The organism is Flavobacterium sp. KY-23415, assembly GCF_055384985.1.
This window is the reverse complement of the sequence record NZ_AP044001.1, coordinates 3,773,489-3,800,020: the sequence shown is the minus strand read 5'-3', so window position 1 is coordinate 3,800,020 and position 26,532 is coordinate 3,773,489. Positions and strand designations below refer to the sequence as shown.

The 26,532-nt window shown below is 30.3% G+C and carries 28 protein-coding genes and 1 tRNA gene; 18 read left to right on the top strand and 11 right to left on the bottom strand.

All coding sequences use genetic code 11. From position 1 onward, the window contains the following. Positions 1-42: 42 nt before the first annotated feature. From ACZ49Z_RS16610 to ACZ49Z_RS16580, 7 genes are all read right to left on the bottom strand, one after another. The gene (locus ACZ49Z_RS16610) at positions 43-408 is read right to left on the bottom strand and encodes a nuclear transport factor 2 family protein (RefSeq protein ID WP_464305423.1); all 366 of its coding nucleotides are present in this window, start codon (positions 406-408) and stop codon (positions 43-45) included. Beyond that, positions 395-1,336 (bottom strand): UDP-3-O-(3-hydroxymyristoyl)glucosamine N-acyltransferase, encoded by a 942-nt coding sequence (locus ACZ49Z_RS16605; protein ID WP_464305422.1) that lies wholly within the window; start codon positions 1,334-1,336, stop codon positions 395-397. Before ACZ49Z_RS16605 ends, ACZ49Z_RS16610 begins: the two co-directional genes overlap by 14 nt. A gap of 71 nt (positions 1,337-1,407) precedes the next feature. After that, complete coding sequence (efp, locus tag ACZ49Z_RS16600; protein WP_464305421.1) at positions 1,408-1,968, bottom strand: elongation factor P; 561 nt, start codon at positions 1,966-1,968, stop codon at positions 1,408-1,410. Positions 1,969-1,999: 31 nt separating this feature from the next. Further along, positions 2,000-2,788: an acyl-ACP--UDP-N-acetylglucosamine O-acyltransferase gene (gene lpxA / locus ACZ49Z_RS16595; protein ID WP_464305420.1), complete on the bottom strand. Its 789-nt coding sequence runs from the start codon at positions 2,786-2,788 to the stop codon at positions 2,000-2,002. Positions 2,789-2,797: 9 nt separating this feature from the next. After that, positions 2,798-4,186 (bottom strand): bifunctional UDP-3-O-[3-hydroxymyristoyl] N-acetylglucosamine deacetylase/3-hydroxyacyl-ACP dehydratase, encoded by a 1,389-nt coding sequence (locus ACZ49Z_RS16590; protein WP_464305419.1) that lies wholly within the window; start codon positions 4,184-4,186, stop codon positions 2,798-2,800. A 14-nt stretch (positions 4,187-4,200) separates the two neighbouring features. Then, a complete protein-coding gene (lpxD, locus tag ACZ49Z_RS16585; RefSeq protein ID WP_464305418.1) occupies positions 4,201-5,217 on the bottom strand; it encodes a UDP-3-O-(3-hydroxymyristoyl)glucosamine N-acyltransferase in 1,017 nt (338 codons plus the stop codon). Between the two features lie 111 nt (positions 5,218-5,328). Then, positions 5,329-6,564 (bottom strand): HD domain-containing protein, encoded by a 1,236-nt coding sequence (locus tag ACZ49Z_RS16580; protein ID WP_464305417.1) that lies wholly within the window; start codon positions 6,562-6,564, stop codon positions 5,329-5,331. Between the two features lie 232 nt (positions 6,565-6,796). Between ACZ49Z_RS16580 and porX the strand changes: the two genes are divergently transcribed. From porX to ACZ49Z_RS16540, 8 genes are all read left to right on the top strand, one after another. After that, positions 6,797-8,350: a T9SS response regulator signal transducer PorX gene (gene porX, locus ACZ49Z_RS16575; RefSeq protein WP_464305416.1), complete on the top strand. Its 1,554-nt coding sequence runs from the start codon at positions 6,797-6,799 to the stop codon at positions 8,348-8,350. 69 nt (positions 8,351-8,419) lie between these two features. Continuing rightward, the gene (gene tsaE, locus ACZ49Z_RS16570) at positions 8,420-8,833 is read left to right on the top strand and encodes a tRNA (adenosine(37)-N6)-threonylcarbamoyltransferase complex ATPase subunit type 1 TsaE (RefSeq protein ID WP_464305415.1); all 414 of its coding nucleotides are present in this window, start codon (positions 8,420-8,422) and stop codon (positions 8,831-8,833) included. 109 nt (positions 8,834-8,942) lie between these two features. After that, positions 8,943-10,139: an alanine dehydrogenase gene (locus ACZ49Z_RS16565; RefSeq protein ID WP_464305414.1), complete on the top strand. Its 1,197-nt coding sequence runs from the start codon at positions 8,943-8,945 to the stop codon at positions 10,137-10,139. Between the two features lie 121 nt (positions 10,140-10,260). Continuing rightward, entirely contained in the window at positions 10,261-10,647 is a 387-nt protein-coding gene (locus ACZ49Z_RS16560) for a DUF4258 domain-containing protein (RefSeq protein WP_464305413.1), read from the top strand. Positions 10,648-10,732: 85 nt separating this feature from the next. Beyond that, positions 10,733-10,810, top strand: a tRNA-Val gene (locus ACZ49Z_RS16555). Positions 10,811-10,993: 183 nt separating this feature from the next. Then, positions 10,994-11,398 (top strand): hypothetical protein, encoded by a 405-nt coding sequence (locus ACZ49Z_RS16550; RefSeq protein WP_464305412.1) that lies wholly within the window; start codon positions 10,994-10,996, stop codon positions 11,396-11,398. 94 nt (positions 11,399-11,492) lie between these two features. Then, entirely contained in the window at positions 11,493-12,047 is a 555-nt protein-coding gene (locus ACZ49Z_RS16545; RefSeq protein WP_464305411.1) for a Crp/Fnr family transcriptional regulator, read from the top strand. A 131-nt stretch (positions 12,048-12,178) separates the two neighbouring features. Further along, positions 12,179-13,381: a multidrug effflux MFS transporter gene (locus ACZ49Z_RS16540; protein ID WP_464305410.1), complete on the top strand. Its 1,203-nt coding sequence runs from the start codon at positions 12,179-12,181 to the stop codon at positions 13,379-13,381. 75 nt (positions 13,382-13,456) lie between these two features. Here the strand turns inward: ACZ49Z_RS16540 and ACZ49Z_RS16535 are convergent, their stop codons facing one another. Genes ACZ49Z_RS16535 through ACZ49Z_RS16525 form a run of 3 tightly spaced genes read right to left on the bottom strand, consistent with a single transcriptional unit; the run spans position 13,457 to position 16,347 of the window. Further along, positions 13,457-14,917 (bottom strand): tyrosinase family protein, encoded by a 1,461-nt coding sequence (locus ACZ49Z_RS16535; RefSeq protein ID WP_464305409.1) that lies wholly within the window; start codon positions 14,915-14,917, stop codon positions 13,457-13,459. Between the two features lie 41 nt (positions 14,918-14,958). After that, the gene (locus ACZ49Z_RS16530) at positions 14,959-15,387 is read right to left on the bottom strand and encodes a hypothetical protein (RefSeq protein ID WP_464305408.1); all 429 of its coding nucleotides are present in this window, start codon (positions 15,385-15,387) and stop codon (positions 14,959-14,961) included. Positions 15,388-15,405: 18 nt separating this feature from the next. After that, the gene (locus ACZ49Z_RS16525) at positions 15,406-16,347 is read right to left on the bottom strand and encodes a multicopper oxidase domain-containing protein (RefSeq protein WP_464305407.1); all 942 of its coding nucleotides are present in this window, start codon (positions 16,345-16,347) and stop codon (positions 15,406-15,408) included. A 162-nt stretch (positions 16,348-16,509) separates the two neighbouring features. Here ACZ49Z_RS16525 and ACZ49Z_RS16520 point away from each other — a divergent pair, with 162 nt between their 5' ends. Both ACZ49Z_RS16520 and ACZ49Z_RS16515 read left to right on the top strand, forming a co-directional pair. After that, complete coding sequence (locus ACZ49Z_RS16520) at positions 16,510-17,814, top strand: WG repeat-containing protein (protein ID WP_464305406.1); 1,305 nt, start codon at positions 16,510-16,512, stop codon at positions 17,812-17,814. 194 nt (positions 17,815-18,008) lie between these two features. Continuing rightward, positions 18,009-18,365 (top strand): hypothetical protein, encoded by a 357-nt coding sequence (locus ACZ49Z_RS16515; RefSeq protein WP_464305405.1) that lies wholly within the window; start codon positions 18,009-18,011, stop codon positions 18,363-18,365. A 66-nt stretch (positions 18,366-18,431) separates the two neighbouring features. Here the strand turns inward: ACZ49Z_RS16515 and ACZ49Z_RS16510 are convergent, their stop codons facing one another. Continuing rightward, a complete protein-coding gene (locus ACZ49Z_RS16510; RefSeq protein ID WP_464305404.1) occupies positions 18,432-20,204 on the bottom strand; it encodes a MutS-related protein in 1,773 nt (590 codons plus the stop codon). A gap of 180 nt (positions 20,205-20,384) precedes the next feature. Between ACZ49Z_RS16510 and ACZ49Z_RS16505 the strand changes: the two genes are divergently transcribed. The 8 genes from ACZ49Z_RS16505 (at position 20,385) to ACZ49Z_RS16470 (ending at position 26,318) form a co-directional block, all read left to right on the top strand. Continuing rightward, a complete protein-coding gene (locus tag ACZ49Z_RS16505; RefSeq protein ID WP_464305403.1) occupies positions 20,385-21,128 on the top strand; it encodes a DUF547 domain-containing protein in 744 nt (247 codons plus the stop codon). A gap of 128 nt (positions 21,129-21,256) precedes the next feature. Further along, positions 21,257-22,660: a tRNA uridine-5-carboxymethylaminomethyl(34) synthesis GTPase MnmE gene (gene mnmE / locus ACZ49Z_RS16500; protein ID WP_464305402.1), complete on the top strand. Its 1,404-nt coding sequence runs from the start codon at positions 21,257-21,259 to the stop codon at positions 22,658-22,660. 94 nt (positions 22,661-22,754) lie between these two features. Next, complete coding sequence (locus tag ACZ49Z_RS16495; RefSeq protein ID WP_464305401.1) at positions 22,755-22,979, top strand: hypothetical protein; 225 nt, start codon at positions 22,755-22,757, stop codon at positions 22,977-22,979. Next, positions 22,970-23,263, top strand: a complete 294-nt coding sequence (locus ACZ49Z_RS16490) for a type II toxin-antitoxin system RelE/ParE family toxin (RefSeq protein WP_464305400.1) — start codon at positions 22,970-22,972, stop codon at positions 23,261-23,263. Before ACZ49Z_RS16495 ends, ACZ49Z_RS16490 begins: the two co-directional genes overlap by 10 nt. A gap of 168 nt (positions 23,264-23,431) precedes the next feature. Then, positions 23,432-23,926: a helix-turn-helix transcriptional regulator gene (locus ACZ49Z_RS16485; RefSeq protein WP_464305399.1), complete on the top strand. Its 495-nt coding sequence runs from the start codon at positions 23,432-23,434 to the stop codon at positions 23,924-23,926. After that, positions 23,926-24,567, top strand: coding sequence for a nucleotidyl transferase AbiEii/AbiGii toxin family protein (locus ACZ49Z_RS16480; protein WP_464305398.1), 642 nt, complete (start codon positions 23,926-23,928; stop codon positions 24,565-24,567). The genes ACZ49Z_RS16485 and ACZ49Z_RS16480 overlap by 1 nt, the downstream gene beginning before the upstream one ends. Positions 24,568-24,688: 121 nt before the next feature. Further along, a complete protein-coding gene (locus tag ACZ49Z_RS16475; protein WP_464305397.1) occupies positions 24,689-25,648 on the top strand; it encodes a Fic family protein in 960 nt (319 codons plus the stop codon). A 70-nt stretch (positions 25,649-25,718) separates the two neighbouring features. Then, positions 25,719-26,318 (top strand): hypothetical protein, encoded by a 600-nt coding sequence (locus ACZ49Z_RS16470; protein ID WP_464305396.1) that lies wholly within the window; start codon positions 25,719-25,721, stop codon positions 26,316-26,318. Positions 26,319-26,532: the final 214 nt, after the last annotated feature.

Genomic DNA, 26,532 nt, shown 5'->3' with positions numbered 1-26,532 from the left:
TTTTTTGTAAAAAAAACGATGCCTTTTTTTATTATTTTTTCTTTAAATTGGTTGACTTATTTGATAGCCTTTTATTATTTTACCATTTTCCATCTCCCAAATCACTATAAATTTAGCAATTAGCATTATTTCATCTGGATTCTCTATCGTTGCAACTTTATGATTATATTTAACAGCTACCTTATTTTCTTCTTCTATAAGATGCGTTATCTCTATAAAAGACGTACTATAATTTGAAAATAACTCTTCTGCAATTTTTATTATATCTTTTTTATGCAAAATTAAATCACCTTCAGAACTTGTCCATTCTAAAATAACATTTTCATGAAAACATTTATCTAAAGTTTCTGCATTTCTAATGCCTTCTTCAACATATATTTTCTGAATAAGTTCTTTATTTTTCATCATTCTTTAATTGATCTAAAATTTGAGGTATTTTTTTAATATTAGCCAATTGCTTTAATTTTTCTCGTGATTCTTCTATTGGAGTGCCAAAATAAGTTTTCCCACCATTAATAGATTTAGTCACACCTGTTTGTCCCATAACTACTGCCTTTGCACCAATTGTAATACCACTTGTGGTGCCTACTTGCCCCCAAAGTGTAACTTCGTCTTCAATAATCACACAGCCTGCAATTCCTGTTTGAGCAGCAATTAAACATTTTTTACCAATTACCGTATCATGTCCAACATGAACTTGATTGTCAATTTTTGTACCTGATCCAATAGTTGTATCTCCAGTAACTCCTTTATCTATGGTACATAACGCTCCTATTCCAACATTATCTTCGACAACAACCCTCCCAGAAGATAATAATTGGTCAAATCCTTCTGGACGTTTCTTATAGTAGAATGCATCGGCTCCCAAAATTGTTCCAGATTGTATAATCACATTATTCCCTACAATAGTATTGTCATATAGAATAACATTTGCATGGATAATACAATTAGAACCTATTTTTACATTATTACCTATAAAACAATTAGGTTGAATTACAGTTCCCTCACCTATTTCTGCTGAATTAGCAATAGAAACCGTAGCGGGAATAAAAGGTCGAAAGTGCTTTGCTAAAACATTAAAATCACGAAAAGGATCATCGGAAATTAATAATGCTTTCCCTTCTGGACAATTTACCTCTTTATTAATTAGAATAATTGTTGCCGCAGAATCTAACGCTTTATCGTAATATTTAGGATGATCCACAAAAACAATATCCCCCGATTCAACAACGTGTATTTCATTCATTCCTAAAACAGGGAAATTTTCATCGCCAATAAATGAAGCATTTATTAATGTTGCAATTTCTTTTAGAGTATGCTTTTTATTAAATTTCATAAAATAGTAATTAGTGATTAGCAAAAAGTGATTAGCTAACTTTTTACTAATCACTATTCACTATTACCTTATTATACGCGCTCCATATATTTACCAGATGCAGTGTCAATCTTAATTTTGTCTCCTTCATTAATAAATAAAGGAACATTTACAGAAGCCCCTGTTTCAACAGTTGCTGGTTTTGTTGCATTAGTCGCTGTATTTCCTTTCACTCCTGGCTCTGTATAAGTTACTTCTAAAATAACAGAAGCAGCCATATCTACCGATAAAGGTAAATCAGTTTCAGTATTAACTTGAATCATAACATTTTCACCTTCTTTTAATAAATCTGGAGCATCTAAAACATCTCTGTTTAATGAAATTTGTTCAAATGTCTCTGTATTCATAAAGTGAAATTCTTGCCCTTCTGCATATAAATACTGAAAAGTATGTGTTTCTACTCTAACAACATCAATTTTATGCCCAGCAGAAAAAGTATTATCTAAAACTTTTCCGTTTGTTAATGACTTTAATTTGGTTCTAACGAATGCAGGACCTTTTCCTGGTTTAACGTGTAGGAATTCAATAATTTTATAAATATCGTGATTGTATTTAATACAAAGTCCGTTTCTGATATCTGAAGTACTTGCCATTTTATATGTTTATTTTTATGATCTTAATTTTTTATATTGTGCTACCTGTATAACCTTTCATTACACCACGAGATGAATTTCTGATAAATTGAATAATATCATCTCTCTCTGGAGTAGCTTCCATTTCGGCTTCAATAATACTCAAAGCCTGTGTTGTATTGTAATTTTTTTGATATAAAATCCTGTATATATCTTGAATTTCTCTAATTTTTTCGGTAGTAAACCCTCTTCTTCTAAGCCCAACCGAATTTATACCCACATAAGATAAAGGTTCTTTAGCTGCTTTAGTAAAAGGAGGTACATCTTTTCTTACTAAAGATCCTCCCGAAACCATAGCGTGTTCTCCAACAGAAATAAACTGATGAATCGCTGCAAGCCCACCAATAATAGCATAATCCCCTACAGTTACATGTCCTGCTAGAGCGACACCATTTACAATAATTGCATTATTTCCAATTTGACAATCGTGTGCAATATGAGCAGTAGCCATAATTAAACAATTATCACCTATTTTTGTTTGACCCGATGCAATTGTACCTCTATTGATGGTTACACATTCTCTTATCGTTGTATTATCTCCAATGATTGCTAATGAGTCTTCTCCTCCAAATTTTAAATCTTGAGGAACAGCAGAAATTACAGCACCAGGAAAAATATTACAATTTTTACCAATTCTGGCACCTTCCATAATAGTAACGTTTGAACCTATCCAAGTCCCTTCACCAATTATTACATTATTATGAATGGTCGTAAAGGGATCAATTACAACATTTCTTGCAATTTTTGCCCCAGGATGAACGTAAGCTAGTGGTTGATTCATAATAAAATATTATTGTTTTTTAACTATTTGTGCCATTAATTCTGCCTCTGCTACCAATTTACCATTAGCATAAGCATTTGCTTGCATGTGACAAATTCCTCTTCTGATAGATGTAATTAAATCGCATTTAAATACTAGTGTATCTCCAGGTAATACTTTTTGTTTAAACTTAACGTTATCAATTTTCATAAAGTAAGTTAAATAGTTCTCTGGATCTGGCACAGTACTAAGTACTAAAATACCTCCTGTTTGAGCCATTGCTTCAACAATTAAAACTCCTGGCATTACTGGTGCATCAGGAAAATGTCCAACAAAGAAAGGTTCATTCATTGTAACATTTTTTAATCCTACTACTCCACTATCTGTTAATTCTAAAATTTTATCAATTAATAAAAATGGAGGTCTATGTGGCAACATTTTCATTATCTGATGAATATCCATCAAAGGTTCTTTGTTTAAATCATAAACAGGCACCTGATTTCTTTCTTCAATCTTAATAATCTTTGCTAGTTTTTTTGCAAATTGAGTATTGACAAAATGACCCGGTTTATTAGCAATAACTTTTCCTTGAATTCTTGTACCAATTAACGCTAAATCACCAATAACGTCTAATAATTTATGTCTTGCTGCTTCATTTGGATGATGTAATGTTAAATTATCCAAAATTCCATTTGGTTTTACAGCTATTGAGTCTTTATTAAATGCTTTTTTAAGGTTTTCCATTGTTTCTGAAGAAATATCTTTATCAACATAAACAATTGCATTATTCAAATCTCCTCCTTTAATTAATCCATTATTTAAAAGCATTTCTAATTCATGTAGAAAACTAAAGGTTCTACTTTCAGAAATTTCATCTTTAAATTCACTAATATTTTTTATACTAGCATTTTGTGTTCCTAATACTTTAGTACCAAAATCTACCATTGCAGTTACGCTATAGGTATCACTCGGAATAATCGTTATATCACTTCCTGTAACTTCATCTGTATAGGAAATAACATCTTTAACAACAAATACCTTTCTTTCGGCTTCTTGTTCAATTACTCCTACTGTTTCTATAGCTTCAACAAAATATTTAGATGAACCATCCATAATAGGTGGCTCAGAAGCATTTAGCTCTATAATAACATTATCAACATCACAACCCACAAAAGCAGCAAGTACGTGCTCTGAAGTTTGAATTTTAACGCCTCTTTTTTCAAGGTTGGTTCCTCTCTGCGTGTTAACTACATAGTTAGCATCTGCTTCAATAATTGGTTGACCTTCTAAATCGACTCTAACAAACGTAAAGCCATTATTAACTGGTGCTGGTTTAAACGTCATTTTAACTTCTTGACCAGTGTGTAAACCCACTCCTGTTAATGAAATTTCGCTAGCGATGGTTTTTTGTTTAACCATGATAATTGTAAAATTTAGTTATTCTTTTTTATTTTTTCTAAATCGGAAACTATTTTGGGTAAATTTCTAAAATGCACATATGATTTTGAGAAATCTCCATAATTAAATGCGGGACTACCTTGCACAACTTCTCCTTCTGAAAGGTTTTTACCTATTCCTGATTGAGCTTGAATTTTCACATTATCTCCAATTACTAAGTGTCCTGCAAAGCCAACTTGCCCACCAATCATACAATTTTTACCAATTTTTGTTGAACCTGCTATTCCTGTTTGTGCTGCTATTACAGTATTTTCACCTATTTCAACATTATGAGCAATTTGTATTTGATTGTCTAATTTTACACCTTTTTTAATTATAGTAGAACCTAATGTAGCTCTATCTATTGTGGTGCAAGATCCAATTTCTACATCATCTTCTATAACAACATTTCCAATCTGTGGCACTTTCGCATAGGATCCGTCTTCTTGTGGTGCAAATCCAAAACCATCAGAGCCAATAATAGTTCCTGAATGTACTGTACAGTTATTCCCTATAATTGTTTCGGAATAAATGCGAACACCCGCGAAAAAGACGCAATCATCACCAATAACTACATTATCACCAATAAAGCTATTAGGATAAATCTTTGCGTTCTTACCTATTGTTACATTTTTTCCAATATAACAAAAACTTCCTAGATACAAACCTTCACCATAAGTTACATTTTCTGAAATCATTGAAGGCTGTTCAATTCCAGATTTCATTAATTTAACTTGGTTATAATATTCTAATAATTTGGAAAAAGATTTATAGGCATCTTCTACCTTTATTAAAGTTGTCTTAATTACTTGTTCTGTTTCAAATGTTTTATTAACAATTGTAATAGTGGCTTCAGTTGTAAATATATAGCTAGCATATTTTGGATTAGCTAAAAAAGTTAAAGAACCTTCTGTTCCTTCTTCTATTTTTGCTAATTTAAAAACCTCTGCATTGGGGTTACCTACAACCTCACCATCTAAAATACCTGCTATTTGCTCTGCTGTAAATTTCATTTACTTTATTTAAATTATCGACTTAAATCGGAATGACTTCCTTTTTCTTTGTCTAAAAAATAGAGCCTACTCTAATTTATTCTGACAAAAGTATAAAATTAAATTAAATTGTTATACTTCTAAGACTACTTTTGGAAAACATATAAAATATTTTGTAACTGGTTTTGACAAAGCTTTCAAGTGCAACTGATCAGATGCTTCAACTACATCCTCAATACATTTGTCTTTTGTGAGTATTCTAATTGGCTCACTATCTTTATTATAGGCTTGGTTTTTAACTTTACCTCTAAAAACAAAATAATCTAATTCTTTTTCTGTTAAAGGTTTAATTTTAAAAAAAGCAGCTTTATAGTTATTCAAAACTTCCTTACTAGGTTTTTCATCTAGCATTCTAATTTTCAATAAATCACGATTTATAATCATTGTACAAAGCCTAGATAAAACATAATCTTCATGAAATTGCCAAGCTTTAATAGCACTTAAAACATCATAATCATCTAATTGAGAAAATGTATTTAAAATTGATTTATCGAAATCTTCTAAAGAAACTTTATTTTTCATAAAAAACAACAACGGTTTACTAGCTTCTAAAACTACTCCCTTCTGTGTTAATTCCTTTGCTCTTTTCAAAATTCGTGTCAATGTAAGTTCTGCAACAACACTTGTTTTGTGCAAATAGGCTTGCCAATACATTAAACGTCTTGCAACTAAAAACTTCTCAACAGAATAAATCCCTTTTTCTTCAATAACTAATAAATCATCTTGAACATTCATCATTTGAATTAAACGCTCACTATTTATATTACCCTCTGCAACCCCACTATAAAAACTATCCCTTCTTAAGTAATCCATCCTATCCATATCTAACTGACTAGATATGAGCTGCATCATGAATTTTCTATGATAATCTCCTGTAAAAACCTGAATTGCTAAAGAAAGCTTACCATTAAATTCATCATTTAACTGTTTCATAAACAACAATGACAATTCCTCATGATGCACTTCTTCCACAATACTGTGCTCCATAGCATGACTAAATGGTCCATGACCAATATCGTGAAGCAAAATAGCAATATAAAGAGCATCTTGCTCTTCATCAGAAATAGCAACACCTTTAAATTTTAATGTTTGTACAGCTTTTTGCATAATGTGCAAACACCCTAAAGCATGATGAAACCGTGTATGATGTGCACCTGGATATACAAGATATGACATTCCCATTTGAGAGATACGTCTTAATCTTTGAAAATAAGGGTGTTGAATTAAATCGTATATAAGTGTGTTTGGAATAGAAATAAAACCATATATTGGGTCGTTAAAAATTTTTAATTTATTAGTTTGAATCACAAGTATAAATTTTTGGACAACAAATGTAAGGAAATAAATATTACTCAGCGAAATAGACCTAAATATGATTATATTTTTTATTATTTTTTAAAAAAAATAAGGAGCAAATGAAAAACAATTTATAGTCTTTGAAAACAAATATTAAAACTTTATACTAATTTTAATACATTCACGTTGAAGTTATACTAACTTGCATCTAAAATACAATAATAAATAAACGAGAACATAAGATATGAACAAAATAAAAATTCTTTGGGTTGATGATGAAATAGATTTATTAAAACCACATATATTATTCTTGGAAAAGAAAAATTACGACGTAACCACTTGTAATAATGGTCAAGATGCTATTGATTTATTTGAAGAAACAAAATTTGATATTGTTTTCTTAGATGAAAACATGCCTGGTCTTAGTGGCCTAGAAACGCTTTCAGAAATTAAAGAAAAAAAATCTTCTGTCCCTGTGATTATGATTACAAAAAGTGAAGAAGAATATATAATGGAAGAAGCCATTGGTTCAAAAATTGCAGATTATTTAATCAAACCTGTAAACCCAAATCAAATTCTATTAAGCTTAAAGAAAAACTTAGATCATTCTCGATTAATATCTGAAAAAACAACATTAGATTATCAAAAAGAATTTAGAAAAATAGCTATGGATATGGCTATGGTAAATTCTTTTGAAGAATGGGTTGATCTATATAAAAGATTAATTTATTGGGAAATGGAACTCGAAAATATTGCAGACCAAAGTATGGTAGAAATATTAGAAAGCCAAAAAGCAGAAGCAAACAATCAATTTGGTAAATTCATTGAGCGCAACTATGAAGACTGGTTTAGTAAAACCGACGACAAACCAATTCTATCACATAAAATATTTGGCGAATTAGTAGCTCCAGAAATTAGAAAAAAAGATAAGCCAATCCTTTTCGTGGTAATAGACAATTTGAGATATGACCAATGGAAAGCATTTGAAAATATCGTAAACAATCATTACAAATTAGAAAAAGAAGTAAGTTATTTTTCTATCTTACCGACTGCTACACAATATGCTAGAAATGCCATATTTTCAGGACTAACCCCATTAGAAATGGAAAAAAAATTCCCTCAATATTGGAAAAATGATATCGATGATGGCGGAAAAAACCTTTATGAAGGAGAATTTTTAACAGAACAATTAAAAAGTCTAGGCTTAAACATTAAACAAGAATATTACAAAATAACCAACTTTAAAGATGGTAAAAAACTTGCCGAAAACTTTAAAGCATTAAAAGGTAATGATTTAACAACAATTGTCTATAATTTTGTCGACATGCTATCTCATGCAAAAACAGAAATGGAAGTTGTGAAAGAACTAGCTTCAGATGACAAGGCTTATCGCTCTTTAACAGTTAGTTGGTTTAAAAACTCTCCACTTTTAGATATTATCCAACAAGCGCAAAAACAAGGATTTAAATTAATAATTACCACAGATCATGGAACAATTAATTGCAAAAACCCTTCAAAAGTAATTGGAGACAAGAACACAAGTTTAAACCTTCGCTATAAAACAGGTAGAAGTTTAACCTATGAAGATAAAGATGTATTTGCAATAAAAGATCCAAAAAAAATTGGATTACCCTCTTTAAATATGAGTAGCTCTTTTATTTTTGCAAAAAATGATCTTTTCTTAGCCTATGTAAATAATTTCAATCATTATGTAAGCTATTATAGAAATACCTATCAACATGGAGGAATTTCACTAGAAGAAATGATTATTCCCTTTTTAGTTTTAGAACCAAAATAGAATTTAAAAGTAATCACAGCCATAAAAGCAACCTTTAGGCTGTGGTTACACATCAATACAATATTATTAATGAATCGAAACTTTACGCTAAACGAAATACAAGACATAGCTAAACAAATTTTAGCAACGCCTTCATTAAAAAAAGTAATTACATTTCATGCAGAAATGGGAGCAGGAAAAACTACACTAATTAAAGCAATTGTTTCAGAATTGGGAGTTCAAGACAATTCAAGTAGTCCTACTTTTTCTTTAGTCAATGAATATGAAACAATAAATGGCGAGATTATTTATCATTTTGATCTCTACCGTTTAAATAATGAATCTGAAGCCTACGACATGGGAATAGACGAATATTTTTACTCTGGAAATTGGTGTTTTATAGAATGGCCAGAGAAAACACCAAATCTAATCCCAATAGATCATGCATCAATACACATAAAACAAAACAAAGATAATAGCAGAACCTTAATTTTAAATAATTAAAAATGGTCTTAAAGAAGTTGTTAAAGAAAAATGTTAACTCTTTTATGCAACTTCTATTTTCAAATAGTAAAAAAATCCCTAAATTGGCTCAACTTTAGATTAACCCATCATGTCAACATACAGTCCGTTTTCAAAAATGCAGTTACTTCCACAAGAAGAAAAATTGGAAATAATAAACCACAAAAGTGATTTATTCATTGGAATTCCAAAAGAAACTGCTTATCAAGAAAGACGAATTTGTTTAACACCCGATGCCGTAAGCTCATTGGTTTCTCATGGTCATAGAGTAATGATAGAAGCTGGAGCAGGAGAAAGCTCAAGTTACAGCGATAAAGACTATTCCGAAGCTGGAGCAGAAGTTACAAACGATACTAAAAAAGTGTTTACTTGTCCTATTATTCTAAAAGTAGAGCCAGCAACTTTACCCGAAATAGAGATGATGAATCCTCAAACCATAATCATCTCTGCTATTCAGTTAAAAACACAAAGAAAAGCCTATTTTGAAGCCTTAGCCTTAAAAAGAATAACGGCATTAGCTTTTGAATTTATTAAAGATGAAGATGGCTCCTACCCTGCTGTAAAATCACTGTCAGAAATTGCAGGTATTGCATCAGTTCATATTGCAGCAGAATTAATGATTAATCAAAATATTGGTAAAGGACTATTGTTTGGAAATATTACTGGAGTACCTCCTACAGAAGTTGTAATTCTAGGAGCTGGGACTGTTGCAGAATATGCTGCTAGAACAGCAATCGGACTTGGAGCAAGCGTTAAAGTTTTTGATAATTCAATAACAAAATTAAGACGCCTACAAAACACGCTCAATCAGCGTATTTTTACTTCAACAATTCAGGAAAAAGCATTACTTAAAGCATTGAGAAGATGCGATGTTGCCATTGGTGCCATGAGGGGAAAAAACAGAACTCCAATTGTAGTAACAGAAACTATGGTAGAACACATGAAAAAAGGTGCCGTTATTGTAGATGTTAGTATCGATACAGGAGGATGTTTCGAAACCTCAGAAATAACCACACACGAAAAACCAACATTCATAAAAAACAATATCATTCACTATTGCGTACCTAATATTCCTTCTCGTTATTCCAAAACAGCTTCCTTGTCTATAAGTAACATAATTACTCCATTCCTACTTCAAATTGCAGAAGATGGAGGAATTGAAAGTGCTATTCGTTGCAACAGAGGCCTAAAAAACGGAATCTATTTCTATCATGGACTATTAACAAATAAATCAATAGCAGATTGGTTCAATTTAGAACATCGTGATATTAATTTAATTGTTTTTTAGGGCATTCCCTTAAAGGTCGCGCTATTCATTTTATCTTTATTGGTTTCCCACCAATAAAAGGATGTCATTTCTATCGCTAATGCAGCTCCAAAAATACTATCTTTGCAAAAAACTAAATACAATGAAATTAAGAATTCGCCTAGCCTTCTATTTATTCGGATTATTATTAGGTATATTTTTCGTAATTAAATTCCTTGGTGCAAAAGCAGAAGCAAAAGGAGTATCCTTTTGCTATTTACCAAATTGTCGTGTTCTAAAAGATTTAAGAAGTAAACCTTTAGAATTTTCACCAAATGCAAAAGTAACTTTAGAAGAAAATTGGATTAATTTAGACGATATTAAAAAAACTTTAGAGTATGGGGATGTAGATTTTTCAAAAAGTAATAAAGTTTATAAAAACGGTAAAATATACGTTATTGAAGGACAAAATAGTAATAATGAAGAAGTTACTATAACCATGATAAACTATACTGATAAAGTACTTTTAGAAAAAGTAGAAAAAAAATAATTTTTTTTTCAAAAACGCTTGCAGATATAAATATTCCTTGTATATTTGCACTCGCAATACGGAACTAACCGCAAGCAAACAAAAAGGGCGATTAGCTCAGCTGGTTCAGAGCACCTCGTTTACACCGAGGGGGTCGGGGGTTCGAACCCCTCATCGCCCACCAAAATTAAATCCTACAGTAATGTAGGATTTTTTGTTTTATAATGATTTATTATATTTCTGTATATTGATTCATCCTTCTTTTTTGTTAATCTTTATATAGAGAATCAAATTGCTCAATTTTTCTAGTTACTATTTTTCATTTAGTCTAAATTTTGTAAATTGTCAAACAATTAATTCTTTCATAATGAAAACTAAATCCATATTATTAATAAGAACATTGTTTTTTGTCCTATTCCTTTCCATTTTATCATCTTCATTTAAAATAGTAGAACAATCCGATTGTAAAATTATTCATAAAGGAACTTTTAAATATGAAGGCATTACTTCAGACATTAAAGTAGTGATTAATGATAAAAGCCATACTGAATATCATGAAAATGGAAAATACATCATTAAATCTGAACTAAATTGGATTAACAATTGCGAGTATAATGCTACAATTAAAGAAATAACCATACCAAATTTTCCCTATAAAGTAGGAACAACAATGAATGTAGTAATCAATACTATTGAAGGAAATAAAATATATTATACTTCTACTGTTCAAGGAAAAAGTTGGAAAGGTGTTCTTATCAAAATGAAAAATTAATTTTACATTCAATAAATACTATTTTCCAATCCATTCTATACTACTAAGAAAATTAATAACCATCCTGCAAACAAATTAAATTAGACGTATTCAATTGAAAGAACACCTATTACTTTATGGAAACTTCAAAACAGAAGAAATTAACACTATACTATCTCATTTTGAAGAAAAAGAATACAAAAAAAAAGACTTCTTGTTGCATGCGGGACACATTTCCAATCAAGAATATTTTATACTTAATGGCTCTATTCGTTGTTTTGTGATTGATTATAACGGAAAAGAACATAACATACTCTTCGGTACAGAAAATCATTGGATTGGTGATTTACAGAGTTTTATTCATGAAAATGAAGCTACCTATAATATTCAAGCACTCGAAAACACTACTGTTTTAACTATCAGTAAAGAAAAATGGGATTATCTTTTAATGTCCACACCTTCATTTTCTAGATATGCTATTACGCTCTATCAAAATGCGTTTATCAAACAACAACAACGCATTATTGAATCGTTTACATTAACTGCAGAACAACGTTTTCAAAATTTAATCACAAAGTTTCCTTATATATTGCAACGTATTTCTCAAAAACATATTGCCAGTTATTTAGGCATTACACCTGAATTTCTTAGCCTTTTAAGAAAAAAATAATTTCTTAATCTACTTTAAGTTTTTAGACTTTTTTTATTCTAAACTTTGCATCAGAAAAGTGAAAGAAACTATGACTATAGATTTATTTTGCTTTCTAATTCTGTTAACAACCCTATTTAAGTTTAGTCCTAATGGAAATTAAAATAAAAAAGAAACCTTCTGAACTAGAATTCATAGCTTTAATGGCTTTTTTAATGGCCAATGTAGCCTTATCTATAGATTCAATTCTTCCAAGTCTTTCCTCGATCGGATTAACTATTCATAATTCCAAGAATAACGATTTACAACAAATTATTACCATGATATTTCTTGGTTTAGGAATTGGCCAACTTTTTTTTGGTACAATTTCAGATAGTTTAGGAAGAAAACTCATCGTTTATGCAGGTGTCTTGCTTTTTATTATTTCAAGTTTCGTTTGCATTTATGCAACATCTTTGGAAATGATGTTATTGGGACGAATATTTCAGGGGATCGGACTTTCTGCTCCAAGAATTATTTGTATTGCCATTATTCGAGATTTATATAAAGGTGACCAAATGGCTAGAATTATGTCTTTTATTTCTGTAATTTTCATTTCAGTCCCAATGATTGCTCCAGTTCTAGGTCAATATATTTTAAAAGCATACAATTGGCAAGCTGTTTTTTTCTTTCAAGTTGTTTTTTCTTCCCTTATTTTATTATGGTTTAGCATTAGACAAAAAGAAACTCTAACACCAACCCTGCGCATTAAATGGTCTAAGAATCTTTTTATAAATGGCGTCAAAGAATTTTTTAAATTTAAAGATAGTATCATTTTTACAATGATAACTGGCTGCATGACGGGTAGTTTTATGATATATTTAAGTAACGCTAAACAAATTTTCCAAGACCAATATAAATTGATTGATGAATTTGCCTTTATTTTTGCAGGCGTATCTTTATTCATAGGTATAGCTACTTTTTTAAACGGATCATTAGTCATCAAATTGGGTATGAAAAAACTAGCTACGTCTGCTTTAGTTGTTTTTAGTTTTTCTGCTTTTGGTTATGTTATTCTATTTCATAACACTTTAAATCCTAATCTATATGTTTTGCTTTCCTTCATAGGAATTCAGTTTTTATCTTTAGGTTTTATTTTTGGAAATGTAACTTCATTAGCAATGCAACCCATTGGTCATATTGCAGGAATTGGTGCGGCATTGAATGGCTTTATTGCCACAATTATTGCTGTGCCCATTGCCATTTTTGTTGGTCAATTCATAAACTCAACTGCTTTACCTCTTTTCATTGGATTTCTAAGTTGCGGAATAGTCTCATTGATACTTTTACAATTATTACCCAAAAGCAAAAAATAAAAAGCGATATCCATTTAAGAATATCGCTTTTTATAATTATTTAGTTTTTATACAAAATATAATCCTAACCAGTTACTAATTAATTTTTGCCAAACTTATTTTTTCTAAAGTTACGTTAACATCTCCTTCTCCATTTTTTTTAATGATTACTTCAAAAGGTTGATCAGAATCCATAAGATCATCAGAAACATAATAAGAATAATTAAGATGCACGCCATTCTCACCAATCGTATGATTTTCACCTGTTCCATGATCATGAGCTACACCAAAGAAGGTCATCATTCCAATATATTTGTCCTCTTCTCCAGCATAACGAAGATAAACTGTATAATAATCTTTTGGCTCTTTATAGACCACTACATCTAAGTTTAAAACCATGTTTACATTTACTTCACTTTTAAATACTTTATTGGTGCTTTTAGATAATTTATTAACTACTTTAAGGCTAAAATCTTTGCTTCCTAATGTCTTATCAATCTTTTGTTCCCAAATAACTTTCTTTATAGGGTCTTGTAACGATTTTTTATTTTTTTGAAGCGTTTCATTAGAAGCCAATAATACATCATTATTAGTATAAAGCAGATTATCATATTTATAATCTAAATTAAAAACAACATCATACATTTGTGCAACTGTGTAAGTCACTTTATCTCCATTAGGAGCAATAAATTCATATTGCCAAGGATATTTTTCTAATTCAGCTAATGTTGGTCTTTGCCCATAAGGACTCACATCCCAAGATTCCCAAATACGATCCACCATGCTATGATGCAACCAAAAAACAGGATCAAAACCAGCAGATGGCACATTTGCCATTAAACCTGAATAATTGTCTAATTGATAAATTTCATTAAAAAAAGTCTCAGGTGGATAGGCATAAGTTCCCCCAATTAAATCGTGCATATAACCATGTGGAGTAATCTCTAACGTACGGCTAAATCCTGCATCACCAGCAAAATAAGGATTAGTTTGCAATTCATTAATAGCTTGTTGAATAGCTTTAACATTTCTTTCTGGAATTGGCATACCATTATTAAGCACACTATATCGGGCTTGTTCATACAAAGAAGTTTGTTTGTTACTCATTAAACCTGGCATGGTATTATTTTGTCCATAATTCCAATATGGAAGTGCAAAATCTGCTTTCCCAGATAATTCTCTAACAATTTTTTCTAAGTACCAAATATACATTCTGTGCCAAAGTAGGAAATGTAATTTCGCATTTTGAGTACCATTGTGCGTACAATCTCCCCAAGCCCATAATTTATCAGCACTATTCTGATATTCTGGGCAAAGTACGTTTTTCCCATTAATTGATCCAGGGATATTATGAATCGCCCCTTGATAATACCATGCTAAACCATTCTCGCAGCCCATTTCACGCATTTTCTTGAAGGCTACATTCATGGCCTCCAAATCGGCTTGTGCTTCTGGTGAAGAAGCATTTAATCGCGTGTAGATGATGTTGTTTTTGTTTTGACTATAGCTCATGGCTGTCATCAAAATCGTAGCTAATAAAAGAAATGTTTTTTTCATTTTGTTTGTTTTAATTATTAATAATTGGTCATTTGTTTGCTTTATAACACCTCCACTTCAAAAGTGAGAATTTCTGAATACTCTGGATTTGCTTTATCATAAATCTTAAATTTAACAACTCCTTTTCCTGCTTTTTGAGCGGGAATAACATGTATGGCTATAAATCCTTGTTGATCAGCGTTCAATTTGTTAAAAACAGACCCTTTTGGAATGCCTATCTGGCAAGCACCATGCTGGCACATAGAACAATCCCATTCTTTCGGGAAAGAGTTATATATAGTTTCCCAAACTAAGTAAATAGGCTTGTTGGATGTATTTTCTACTTTAATTTTAGATATATCCAAACGTTTGTCTTTCGTTAAACTTTCTTTATTAGTAGCATTACCAACAACCGAAAAAGTAGGTTTTACTTGGGTAAAACCAATAAAAGAAAAAAAGAAAAGTATGATACTAAAAGTGATTGTTTTCATGTTCATTTGTTTTAAGTTTTAATTAAAAACTGAAATTTTTGCTTTATGTTTTATTTGGCTTGTTTCAGATTCAATATATTGATATATGATCGTTTCATTTTTTTTCACTTCCGCTAAAGAAATAGATAATTCAATACAATCGCCTGCTTCAAGTTGCACTATTTTATTTTTAGAAGTAGTACTAATGGCATCCCTTTTTCCAAAAACTACTTCTAATTCTGTTCTTAACGGAAATAGAATTTCATTTCGATACAAACCAGCATTTACAATGCGAAGTACAATTTTTTCACTACGTTTAGCATAAGATTGTAAACCTTTTACATTTTTAGTTGCAACACCATTAATAAAGAAAAATTTCGGTTGATAATCAGGAAGTTTTATAGGTTTGTTTATATCATCATGTTCCACATCCATAATTGCATCTGTATGCCAATTCGTATCAATTTCATAACTGCACCATAGCAACTCATTATTCGTAGTCACAGCCAAAGAATCGGTTATTTTTGATCTAATAATAACCACTCCAAACATTCCAGCTTGAAGATTAAACGGATAATTTTCTGGGCTATAATAAAGGTAAGTTCCACATTTTTTAGTAGAAAAAGTATAAAAGCCATGTTCCATATGATCAATAGATTGCTTTGCCTTAATGACTTGATGTGCTTCGTTTCGTTGTTCAAAATCAATCCCTTTAGAATATAATGAAACAGGATTTCCTTGCGATATATTCCAAAAATCAATATAGATACTATCGCCTTGTTTCACTTCAATCAAAGAACCTGGTAACGTTACTTGTCCTGAAAGTGAGTTACTAAAGCCAAATACTCTTAATTCATTATTTTTTTTTAGTACGAATTTCCCAGTTGTTCTACCAATAATTAATTTTTCATTTTGTGCAGACGAAGAAATTGCTACCAACAAGAATATAATTAATAATCCTATTTTGTTCTTTATAGGCATAAACAAACGCTTTTCTATTTTAATCAAAAATAAAGCAATGAAGTAAATCAAAATAGCGTAGAAATACCTGTTTTTAATAAAATTTAATTGTTATGATAATAAATATCCTATTTTAGATTCAAAAAATTATTACTTATTTTGCCTGAAATAATTAAACGCAGAATGAAATTCACTACATTACTTTTTTTTATACTTATTGGTATAAAAAGTTTTTCACAATATAATAATGATTACTATATATTCGAAGAAAATGGAAAAAAAGGCTACGTAAACAATCAACTTGAAACAATTATAGAGCCTAAATATCAAGAACTGGGAGGAAATATGGGGAAATTCTTTGATGATTATTCTATTTTCAAATTAAATAATAAATATGGAGTTCTTGATAAGCAAGGAAATCACATAATAACAGCTAAATATGAATATCTGGAAAACACATCAGTTCCTAATTTATTTTTGTTCATAGAAAACAACTTATATGGTTTAATAGATTATAAAGAAAATCGAATACTTGAACCCAATTATGATTTTAATATAAAAATTTGTAATGAAGGTAAAAATATAATTGTTGAGAAAAATGGAAAATATGCAATCCTAAATAAAAAAGGAAAACCAATTACTCCTTTTGAGTATGACAATATTCAGGGAAATTTAAATTCTGGTATTTTTTCATTCAGAAAAGAAAACAAATATGGCTATATTAATAGTAAAGGAAAAGAAATTATAGCTCCCATTTTTAATTATGCTGAAACTTTTAAAAATGATTATGCAATTATTACTGTAAATAATAAAAAGGGTATTATTGACAAAAAAGGAAAAATAATCATAGAACCGTTTTATGATAATATAAGTTATGGTATTAGTTTTTTTAGTAATTTTAATACAAAAAAAAGGTCTAAAATGTATTATGTAAAAAAAGATAATAAAATTGGACTCTTAAATAATAAACTCAAAACCATTTCCTCTCCTATTTACGATGATATTGGAGATTTCAACGAAGGTTATGCTTATGTCTCTTTAAATAATAAATATGGTTTTATTAATGAAAGTGGAGACGTTATTATTCCTTTAATATACAATGATGCGGATTCATTTTCTGAAGGACTAGCTCCTGTCGTAAAAGACAATAAATGGGGATTCATAAATAGTAAAAACGAAACGATTATTGATTTTGTTTTTACTGGTTGCATGACTTCTTTTTCAGATGGATTAGCAATGTATAGGCAACGCAGTTTTAAAACCTCTAAAGCCTATTATGTTAATGATAAATGCGGTTATATAAATAAAAAAGGAGTATTAATTTTTGAACCTATTTTTAGAAGCGCTAAAAATTTCTATAAAGGAGTTGCTATTGTTGAAGATCCTTATTCTGTTTATCTTATTGATAAAAATAGTAATAGAAAAATTTTAAAACAATCTGAGCAAGAGACTGAGATGATAATGGAAATGGAACAGTCTACTGAATAAAAAGTTTAAAAATTTCTATTTATTGAGAATGCTAATAAAAGCCAAAAAATAATAGGATACATCGAAATTTGCTTTGATTGTTTAAACTATAGATCAAGCAATAAAGCGCTGACAATAGGAAGCTATTGCTCCGAAAAATATGATTTAATTAAAGTAGTATTTAAAGAAAGTGGTATAACATACGGAATTACGACATGGTAAAAATCAATTTAATCGTGATAAAAACCAATGCCATTGCAATGATAAAACAACAATATGAAGCATTAGGAATAGTGTTCGATTATCACAATCATAACAATGGACCTTTTCATTATGCTGCAACTCTTAACGGTCTAGTTTTTGAAATCTATCCGTTACCAAACAATATTACGCAACCAGATACTACGTTACGATTAGGGTTTGAGGTGAATCATCTTGAAGATACATTGCTAAAATTGGCATTATCCCATTGGAAAATTATTAAAGAAATTACTCTAACACCCTATGGAAAAACAGCCATTATTGAAGATTATGATGGAAGAAAAGTTGAGTTAAAAGAACGTGTCTTTTAAAACCCAAATTACACATTAGACTTTGTTATGAAAAGCACATCATCAAATATAGACAGCAAACTTGTTCTAAATTACTCCAATCTTTTTCATTAAGAAAGTCGCACTTTTGTTTTTACAAATACCGTTTCGCAAAGTATAATCAAAATGCAAATCGTCATTGTTAATTGCTACTTCAAAGCATTTGTTTACTAAATCATTTGGCGATTCATCTGCTAATAAACATACTTCAATATCGTGTGTAGCAATAGCACCAATTGCTTTTTGTGCTATCATTTTCTTAATCACTTCAACCGTTCCAGAACGCTTATCATCAGAATTTGTACCACGCAATATTTCATCTAACAACACAAAAGAACGTTGCTTCTCTAACGCATCCATAATTTGTTTTAAACGTTTTATTTCTGCATAAAAATAGGATTCACTGTCCGACAAAGAATCGGATAATCGCATAGAAACCAAAATTGGCATGGGATGCATGTTGGCTTGCGTAGCACAAACCACCGAACCCATTCCTGCTAATACCATATTCACACCTAAACTTCTTAGAAACGTACTCTTTCCTGACATATTAGAACCTGTCAAAATAATGAACGATTGCGGTTGAAAAGTAACCGTATTAGCTACTCTATTCTTCACACTCAACAAAGGATGAGAAAGATTTTCAAAACATACTTCATGCTTTGTATTCAAAGTTGGGAAAGTAAATTCAGGATTATTATAGGAGAAATTAGCCAAACTGTTCAGCATTTCAAATTCTCCTATAATGCCCAACCAGTTTTCTAACTGTTTCGCATTTTTATTTTTCCATGCGATAATTGCTTTTAAACTATGCAAATGATACAAAAACATACCATTCAACAACAATGCAACCAAAGGATTCGCAATGCTGTCTAATATTGAAAATAGCCTCGATAATTTTTGCAATGCAACACTTGCTTTGTCCGTATTTGTTTTTAATCTGGTTTGCAAGGCAACTAATTTAGGAGCTTTAAAAGTGGCTTCTTCTATATCATGTATCATTAAACCATATTGTTTCACTATTTTGTCAATAGCAGTCGAAACTTCATTTTCTTGTTTAATGCGTTGCACATGTTTAAAAGCAAATCCTAAATTAATTAAAAAAGAAGCAAAAATATATGGTGAAAAATCGTTTGTATCTACTAAATAATCTGCAACAAATAAAGCAATAAAAACAAAGGGCAATACAAAAGATAAAACCATTGTTAACCTTGGTAATTCTTCATTATTAACTTTGCTCCAAGCTAATAATTTAGTATAAAATGAAGCTTCATCATTACCCAATTTGGCATTTGCCATAAAATCTTGTCGCCATTCTATTTGTTCAGCCAACTCTTTTACTGCTTCTTGATTGGCTACTATACTTTCATTGGGTAATTGTTCTAATAAAGCAGCTGCTAATGTTTTCTTACCAATATAGGTATAGGTTCTGTTCAAGTTTTGGAATAACGATTTGTGCCCAAAAATATCCAAATCATAAGCATATTCATGATGCACATCAATACAATCAACTCCATCATTAAAAGGAATCTTGTCACCGTTTAGAAAAGCCAATTCATCTGTATTAATGGCAACAATAGCTTCTTTATGTTTTTTTATTGATGCTTTCCTATCATAAAAACGAAGTAAAACTAAAAAAGCAGCAATTGTAGCCAAACTAACATAAAGATAGTTTAAGTTTTCAGTTGCATAGAAATAATATCCCGAAAACATGGCAATAACCAATGTCAATAACCTCAGAAAGCTAAAAATATTCAATTCTTGCTTTAGTTTTTTTATCGCTGTTTGTTGTTTCGCTCTTAGTGCTATGTATTGATTCATTTGTAAAATTTATAGCGCAAATATAATGAATCTGTGTTCAGTATCAATAGTCTGAGTACAATGTTCAATACTCCATAAATGTTATAATTTTCTTAAAACCCAGTAATGTAATTTGTCTAACATTTTTTTGACTAACTGTAAAGTAATTTTGAAGTATCAATAAACAAAAAACTATATATTATGAAAAAGACTATTATACTATTACTTCTATTTTTATCACAATCAATTGCTTTTGGACAATATGTTAATTACAAATTCTATGAAGATTTTTTAAGTAAATATGTTTCTGTAGAAGGTAATGTAGATTATGATGCTATCTATGAAAACCAAAGCGATTTAAAAAAAGTAGTTCAACGCTTTGAAGAAGTTGTTATAGACGATCAATGGAGTACTAACCAAAAATTGGCACACTGGATTAATGCCTATAACCTCTACTCTATTCAACTCATCGTCAATAATTTTCCAATTAACAGTATTCAAGACATTAGTGAATCTTTTGACAAACGCTTTATCCCTTATAAAAATCAATTGATTTGTTTGAATTTTATTGAAAAAGAACTACTAAGCACAACATTAGACGAGCGTATTCATTTCGCAATCAACTGTGCTTCTATTTCTTGTCCTAGTTTAAACCGTGTGCCATTCTATGCCGATACGGTAGACCAACAATTAGAGGTTGCTGCTAAAGCCTTCATTAACGATATGACAAAGAACCAGATTACTAGAAAAGAAGTAAAATTGTCTAAAATATTTGATTGGTTCTCTGCCCATTTCTTAGAGCATAACCCTTCTATTATTAGTTATATCAATAAATATTCAGATACTAAAATTAAAGAAAACGCAACTATTGAATATCTAGAATACAATTGGAGTTTAAACAGTCAAATGAAATTTAATAGTAAAGAATTTATTGCTTCAAAATAAGCGGTCTGTGGTCAGTAATTAGTGATTAGTACAAGTGTCTATTTAATACAATTCGCTAATTACTAAGTATTAAGAGCTAATCACTAATTCATCAAAAACCTTTATCTTTGCAGCATATTTCAATAAAAATGATTTCACAAGAAACTATTGTGGCCTTGGCTACTCCATCTGGAGCTGGTGCTATTGCTATAATTCGCTTATCGGGTAAAGATGCTATTGCTATTGCGGGTTCCGTTTTTCAATCGGTATCTAAGAAAGACTTAGCACAACAAAAAACACATACCATCCACCTAGGGCATATTGTTGCCGATAGTAAAACCTATGACCAGGTTTTAGTGTCTCTTTTTAAAGGGCCAAATTCCTATACAGGTGAAAATGTAGTAGAAATTTCTTGTCATGGTTCTACTTTTATACAGCAACAAATCATACAATTACTCCTTCGCAAAGGGGCAAAAATGGCACAAGCAGGAGAATTTACCCTGCGTGCTTTTTTAAATGGTAAGCTCGACTTATCACAAGCCGAAGCCGTAGCCGATTTAATTGCTAGTGACAACGAAGCGAGTCATCAAATTGCCATGCAACAAATGCGTGGTGGTTTTTCTAATGAAATTGCAAAATTGCGTGAAGAATTATTGAACTTTGCTTCTTTAATAGAACTAGAATTAGACTTTTCGGAAGAAGATGTAGAATTTGCGGATCGATCTGCTTTTTACGAACTCTTAAATCGTATTGAATTTGTATTAAAACGATTAATTGATTCGTTTGCTGTAGGAAACGTAATTAAAAACGGAATTCCTGTAGCCATTGTGGGCGAACCCAACGTGGGAAAATCTACTTTATTGAATGCCTTATTGAATGAAGAACGTGCCATTGTTTCGGATATTGCAGGAACCACTCGCGATACCATTGAAGATGAATTGGTGATTAATGGCATAGGTTTCCGATTTATTGACACCGCTGGTATTCGCGAAACGAAAGATGTAGTGGAAAGCATTGGTATCCAAAAAACATTTGAAAAAATTGAACAAGCACAGGTGGTTTTGTATTTAGTGGACAGTTTACAGTTGACAGTTGACAGTTTAAAAAGCTTAAAGATTGAAACAGAAAAAATCAAAAATAAGTTTCCTTTAAAACCAATTGTTGTGGTTGCCAACAAAGCCGATTTATTAACTGAAAAAGAGATTACAAACCTACAAGAACAACTTACAACTTATAACTTACAACTTATAACAATAAGCGCCAAACAAAAAACAGGTATCGATATTCTAAAAGAAACTTTACTTTCATTTGTAAATACAGGTGCACTTAGAAATAATGAAACCATTGTAACCAATACCCGTCACTACGATTCGTTATTAAAAGCATTGGAAGAAGTACAAAAAGTGAAATGGGGCTTAGATGCAGGCATTTCTTCCGATTTAATGGCTATCGATATTCGACAAGCCTTGTTTTATTTTGGTGAAATTACAGGAGAAGTGACTAATGATGAATTGCTAGGGAATATTTTTGCTAATTTTTGTATCGGGAAGTAATTAATTCTTCTCGTTTCTTACTAAAATAGGATTTTGTATTGCAAAAGGTTGAAAATAAAATTTGTACATTTGTTTAAACAAAAATCAAGTAATTATGGATTTAGCAGCAAGAAAATATAATTTCATACAAGAGTTAAGTTCTATTGACGAAAATCTATTAGAAAAACTTGAATTATTTCTAAAAACAAATCAAAAAGATTGGTTTAACGAACTATCTATTGAAGAACAAAAAGAAATTGAAACAGGTCTTAAACAAGCCGACAACAATGAACTCATTGACCACGCAGAGGTAATGAATAAATTTAAAAAATGGCATTAAAAATTTATTGGACATTACAAGCCGAAAAAGGGCTAGAAAACGTATTAGAATATTTAGAAAATAACTGGACAATAAATGAAATAATCCAATTAGAAGAAAATATAAATCAGGTAATTCGTCAAATCATCATTCATCCAAAATTATTCCCTAATTCTTCTAGGAATAAAAATTTACATAAAGCCATTATAGACAAGAATAATTATATTGTATATAGGGTAAACAACAATAAGAATTCTATTGAAATAGTTACCTTTAAAAGTACCAAACAGAAACCTGAAAAATAAAAGCTTCATTTGTAACCCATGATGAATTGCTAGGAAATATTTTTGCTAATTTTTGTATCGGAAAATAAAGATACTATTCTTGCTTTTTTAGATACATAAATTTCACCTTTTAATCTAAATCTGTCTGCATTTCCGCAACATATAAACAAATTTGTTTATATTTGTATTATGAATTTTCAATTAGAAAAATACAAAGGCATTCATCCAGGAATCATTTTAGAGCGTTTATTAGCTAAAAAAAAGATTGCTCAGCGTCCTTTTGCAATTTCTATAGGAGAACATCCACAAACTATTAATGCTATTACAAAAGGGAGAAGAAATCTTACTACTGCATTAGCATTGAAAATAGAAGCTGCTTTAGGTTTGGAAGAAGGAGCATTAGCATTTCTTCAAACCTATTATGAAATTGCTCAAATAAAAAAGAAAGCACTTCACTCTCCTAACCTATCTAATTTCCGAGAATCTCTTTTTTGGGATACCGATATTTCTAAGATCAATTGGGACAAACAATATAAAGCCATTATTAAACGTGTGTATGAAAGAGGTAATGAGGCTGAGAAAAAAGAATTAGAAACTTTTTATGGACACACTAAAATTAAAACTGTACTTCAAAGTACAGAGCGAAAGCCATATACAATCTATCAAAATAAACAAAAGATATAATGCTTTATTACAATTCTGTAAATGAGTTATTAAAAAATACGCTCATAACCATAATGAACGCTAGTATTTTTGATAATTTTAGACTTGTGGGAGGTACTGCACTCAGTTTACAAATTGGCCATAGAGAATCCATCGATATCGATTTATTCAGTGATGTAGACTATGGTTCCATTGATTTTGAACAAATTGATTCCTTTTTAAAGACTACTTTTAAATACGTTGACGCATTAAATATTCCACCTGCATTGGGTAAGTCCTACTTTATTGGAGATAATGAAGAAAATACAATTAAATTAGATATTTTTTACACAGATCCGTTTATCCAGCCTTATATAGAAGAGGACGGAATACGAATGGCATCTATAGAAGAAATTATTGCTATGAAGGTAGATGTTATTCAAAGAGGTGGCAGAAAAAAAGATTTTTGGGATTTACATGATTTGCTTAATTCCTATTCTATCAGTCAAATGATTGAACTACACAAAAAAAGATATCCTTATGACCATGATGAAGAATTAATCATTAAAAACTTCACTCTTTTTGATCAAGCAGATGATGATTTTGATCCAATTTGTTTTAAAGGAAAATATTGGGAATTTATAAAAGAAGATTTTGAAGAAACAATAAATACTAATTATTAGTTTTTTACACCTATTTGTAACACCTTTTGTACACCTCTACCCTTTTAAACCCTTGTAAATAAATAAAATATTGTATCAAAAAGTAATATGATTATCTTTGATACTATCAAATGATACTATCATGTATAAACCACCCTATCAAATTACTCATAAAATTTTAAGTTTAATTACTTCAATTTCAGAAAGAATTGGAGCAATTAACGCCACCCATTTATACAAACCTACTACTGAATTACGAAAAAAAAACCGAATTAAAACCATTCAATCGTCTTTAGAAATTGAAGGCAATACATTAACGGAAGAACAAATTACTGCACTATTAGAAAACAAAAGAGTAATTGCTCCTCAAAAAGATATTGTAGAAGTACAAAATGCTATTAAAGTGTATGACCAAATCAGAACATTTAATCCACTAAAATTAAAAGACTTAGAAAAAGCACACGCTATTTTAATGAATGGATTAATTGACAATGCAGGAAAATTAAGGACCACCAATATGGGTATTGTAAAAGGTTCAAAAGTCGAACACATTGCAACAAGCGGAACCATGGTAAACGGTTTGATGAAAGACCTTTTTGAGTATCTGAAAAAAGACAACGATTTAATCTTAATCAAAAGTTGTGTGTTTCATTATGAGTTTGAGTTTATCCATCCCTTTTTAGATGGAAACGGAAGAATGGGCAGATTGTGGCAAACCTTACTACTCATGCAACAATATCCTGTTTTTGAATTTCTACCTGTGGAATCACTAATTAAGCAAAAGCAAAGCAACTATTACAACACCTTATCCGAATCCGATAAAAAAGGAAATTCAACACCTTTTATAGAGTTTATGTTGGAAATCATTTTAGAGTCATTAGACGGGCTTTTACAATCTCAATCTGTAACACTTCATACAGAAGATAGAATACGCTTATTTGCAGCCAAAATAGGCAAGAATACATTTAGTAGAAAAGACTATATGCAGAATTTTAAAAACATATCTGCACCCACAGCCAGTAGAGATTTAAAATGGGCAGTGGAACAACACCTTTTAACTAAATTTGGAGAACAACGATTAACGGAATATCAGTTTAAATAGTTTAATAAAGTATAAATTTATACAACGAGCTATCTTCTTCAAAAAAAACAAACAATATTGAACCAAACCCATGACAAAAGAACTATTCTTTACATTGCATGCCATCCAAATAGATTTTTTTACCGCTTTTGGATTATATACTTTGCTTTACTTTATGCTATCGATTTTTACTAAAAATCCAGTTCTCAAAAAAATAGATGAAAAAGCCAATGCCTTTATCTCTTTTGTAGGTATACTCTATTTACTCATATGGATAACGGGAATACTAGTAGAGTTAAATAGTTTAAATCAAACAGATAGAAACGAACTTATTCACAGAATGTTTGGTAAATATTGGTTTGGCTATTGGGTGCAGCCTTTATTGTGGGTGTTTCTCACTCAATTGTTACGATTTCAAATCATTCAAAAAAATGTTTTTATACGATTGCTATTTAGTATTTTCTTAGTCCTATCTATTGAACGAATGATAATTATCATTACAGCTTTTCATCGTGATTATTTGCCAAGCTCTTGGACCATGTATAGCGATTTAGACATTTATCCGTCTAATTATATACTTGCCTTATTCCTTAAAATCTTTATTTTCTTAGTGTTTGTTGGTATTTTCAGCCTAGTAACTGGCAAACTAAAAGGTGTAAAAATGAGAGATAAAACAAAACCTTCTAACTAAATTTGGAGAACAACGATTAACGGAATATCAGTTTAAATAGTTTTGTATTCTGAATAATGTTTTTGTTAGATGCAAAACAATCTAGTTTATACACAAACTTGTCATGCTGAAAGCATCTCATTAGTTAATAAACATAATAATTTGCTAAAAGTCTTTAGCATTGATTGTATTTTTAGAATTAGAACAAAACAAGTTAGTATTTATGCAGAAAAAA